The 3055-nt window shown below is 71.0% G+C and carries 2 protein-coding genes and 1 pseudogene; 2 read left to right on the top strand and 1 reads right to left on the bottom strand.

Annotation, left to right across the window (positions count from 1 at the left end; translation table 11 throughout):
• Positions 1-234: 234 nt before the first annotated feature.
• Together H5J30_RS24305 and H5J30_RS24300 are read left to right on the top strand one after the other, a co-directional pair.
• Positions 235-1425: an IS110 family RNA-guided transposase gene (locus tag H5J30_RS24305; protein ID WP_181789501.1), complete on the top strand. Its 1191-nt coding sequence runs from the start codon at positions 235-237 to the stop codon at positions 1423-1425.
• Between the two features lie 436 nt (positions 1426-1861).
• Positions 1862-2617 (top strand): class I SAM-dependent methyltransferase, encoded by a 756-nt coding sequence (locus H5J30_RS24300; protein ID WP_181789500.1) that lies wholly within the window; start codon positions 1862-1864, stop codon positions 2615-2617.
• Between the two features lie 31 nt (positions 2618-2648).
• Here the strand turns inward: H5J30_RS24300 and H5J30_RS24295 are convergent.
• A pseudogene (locus H5J30_RS24295) lies at positions 2649-3055 on the bottom strand (NAD(P)/FAD-dependent oxidoreductase); the annotation flags it as partial.

The following is a 3055-nucleotide window of genomic DNA, read 5'->3' as shown; positions in this document are numbered from 1 at the left end:
TCAGCTCTCCCTACCTTGTTGATCGGGCTGAGCGAGCCGTTCGTAGGGTTGGCTCACCCAGGGGGTCCGGGTGTGGCTTTCAGCTCTCTGCCGTTGGTGGCTGCCTGGGATTGGCCGCCCGGACTCCACGACGACTCGGCTGCTCATGAGGAATTGCGGCATTGATCGCTCAGTAGGGACTCGACAGCGAGGTCGTCCGTGGTACCCGTACGAAGACGACCTGCGGAGAAGTGAGTGACCGAGATCTGGGCCGGCATCGACGCCGGGAAGACCCACCACCACTGCGTGGTGATCGATGACACCGGCAAGCGGCTCCTGTCCCGGCGGGTGGCGAACGATGAGACCGAGCTGCTCCAGCTCGTGGGCGATGTGCTCGCCCTGGGCGAGGTGACCGCTTGGGGCATCGACCTCGCCGACGGTGGCGGCGCCCTGCTCATCGCGGTACTGCTCAACCATGGCCAGTACCTGCTCTACATCCCCGGCCGGGCCGTCAACCGCGCCTCCGAGGGCTACCGCGGCGACGGCAAGACCGATGCCAAGGACGCTGCGATCATTGCGGACCAGACTCGTGTCCGTCGTGACCTGATGCCCCTGAAATCCGGCGACGAACTGGTCACCGAGCTGAAGGTCCTCACCGGCCGCCGCCGTGACCTGGCCGACGACCGCACGCGAACCGTCAACCGGCTCCGCGGTCACCTGAACGGAATCTTCCCCGGTCTGGAACGCCACCTCGATCTCACCAACGTCGGTCCGCTGATCCTGCTGACCGGCTACCAGACCCCCGCCGCCATCCGCCGCGCTGGCACCCGCCGGCTGACCACCTGGCTGCGCAACCGCAAAGTCGTCCGCCCGGACCAGCTCGCCATCAAGGCCGTAGAGGCCGCCGAGGGCCAGCGCACCAGCGTCCCGGGCGAGACGGTCACCGCACAGGTCGTGCACTCCCTCGCACGGGAGGTGACAGCCCTCAACGAGAAGATCACCGAGGTAGACAAGCTCATCGAGGCCCGGTTTCGCCGGCACCGGCACGCCGAAGTGATCACCAGCATGCCCGGCATCGGCCCGCTGCTCGGCGCCGAGTTCATCGCCGCCACCGGCGGCGACATGGACGCGTTCGACAGCGCCGACCGCCTCGCCGGGTTCGCCGGCGTCGCCCCCGCCGCACGCGACTCCGGCAAGATCAGCGGCAACCTCCACCGGCCCAAACGCTACAGCCGACGCCTCCAACGCGTCTTCTACACCTCCGCACTGATCAGCATCCGCTGCTGCGACGAATCCCGCCGCTTCTACGACCGCAAGCGAGCCGAGGGCAAACGCCACGTCCAGGCCGTGATGGCACTCGCACGCCGCCGGGTCAACGTTCTGTGGGCCCTCCTGCGTGACGGACGGTGCTACAGCCCCACACCACCCGTCACCCTGGCGGCTTGACAACTTCATTAGGAATCCCAGCCCCCGTTTCGCAGTGTCACGGCAGCCGCGAAAGTATGCGGGCGGCCGCAGGGTGGTCAAGGAATCCGGACGTCCCGGCGCAATGCTGGCGATTACTCGCCAATGTCCCCGAGGCGCCCTTGCGGCCCGTCCCACACGCCCCGGCCGACCCGCCCGCACACCCCCGCCGAGGGCTGAACGAAAGCTTGACGTGGCCGTTAACCAAACGTTGATCGGCCCCTGCCATTCTCTTCTCAGGCCCGCAACAGGGGGAAAAGTCGGGCCGAGCGGTCGGCCGCTTTCTACACCGATGAGGTGAGCGGCCAACACGGTGCCCGTCCGATGACCATCAGGGGAAGTCGTCGGACGGGCACCGTCCTCGTTTCCGGGCGCGGTCGCGTACCGTCGGGCTCCTCGGGCGGGAGGGGACGCGCGCATGGAGCGGGACGTACGGTCCGTGGAGGACGTACTGCGGCTGCTGGACGGGATGTTCGAGACCGGTGCCGACCGCTGGAGCGGTCAGGGCAGCGGCTGGTGGGACGGCTTCTACGCGGACCGGGAGCGGGAGGTCCCGTTCTTCGCCGCCAAGCCCGACGAGAACCTCGCCGCCTACCTCGACCGCGGCCTCGCCGCCCCCGGCCGGGCCCTCGACCTCGGCTGCGGCCCCGGGCGCAACGCCGTGTTCCTCGCCGGGCGCGGCTTCGACGTCGAGGCCGTCGACCTCTCCGCCACCGCCGTCGCGTGGGGCGAGGAGCGGGCGCGGGAGGCGGGAGTGGCGGTGCGGTTCCACTGCGGCGACGTCTTCGACCTCGTACGCGGCGCGCCCGGCCCGCTGCGCGGCGGCCCGTACGACCTCGTCTACGACTCCGGCTGCTTCCACCACCTGCCCCCGCACCGCCGCGTCAGCTACCTCGCCCTGCTGCGCGCACACGTCGCCCCCGGCGGGCTCTTCGGCCTCGCCTGCTTCGCGGCCGGCGCGGGCGGCATGGGCTCGGAGTTGCCCGACGCCGCGCTCTACGGGGACGGGCGGTTGCACGGCGGGCTGGCGTACACGCCGGAGTCGCTGCGGTGGATCTTCGGGGAGCCGGGGTGGGAGGAGGTCGAGCTGCGGCGCATGCGGGACGAGGGGGCGGAGTCCGCGTACTTCGGGAAGGCGTTCATGTGGACGGCGCTGTTCCGGCGGTCGTCGTGACGCGCCCGGCAGCCGCCGGGCCGCGGGTGGGTCAGGTTTCGGTTCTTGCTACTTCCGCCGCGAACTCACGGGCCTGGATGGCGATTTCGCGGAGGCTTCCGCTCGTCGGCCGGGCGTAGCCCACGAAGTGCAGTCCCCGGGCCCCCTCCGGCGACCGCCATCCGCGGGTGTGCGGCAGGCCGTCGGGGTCCAGTACGTCCAGGTGGCCGACCAGGTCCTCCAGGCCCCGTCGCCAGCCCGTCGCTGCGATCACCGCCTCCGGCTCCGCGCGGTCGCCGTCCGCCAGGATCACGCCGTCGGCGTCGAGCGCCGCCACCGCCGGGACCGGGAGTACCCGGCGGGCGCGTACCGCCGCGGCCAGGCCCGTGTCCACGACCGGGACCGCTCCCTCCCGCAGGCGGGTGTAGAGCCCGCTCGCCGGGCGGGGCAGGCCGTACG

Origin of the sequence: Streptomyces phytophilus (assembly GCF_013870535.1) — a bacterium.
Taxonomy (GTDB): Bacteria; Actinomycetota; Actinomycetes; order Streptomycetales; family Streptomycetaceae; genus Streptomyces; species Streptomyces phytophilus.
Note: the sequence above shows the minus strand (reverse complement) of the source record. Positions and strands in the feature narration are given on the sequence as shown.

Coding starts and splice junctions, on each gene's coding strand:
- H5J30_RS24300 (WP_181789500.1), top strand. CDS start 1,862: ATGGAGCGGGACGTACGGTCCGTGGAGGACGTACTGCGGCTGCTGGAC.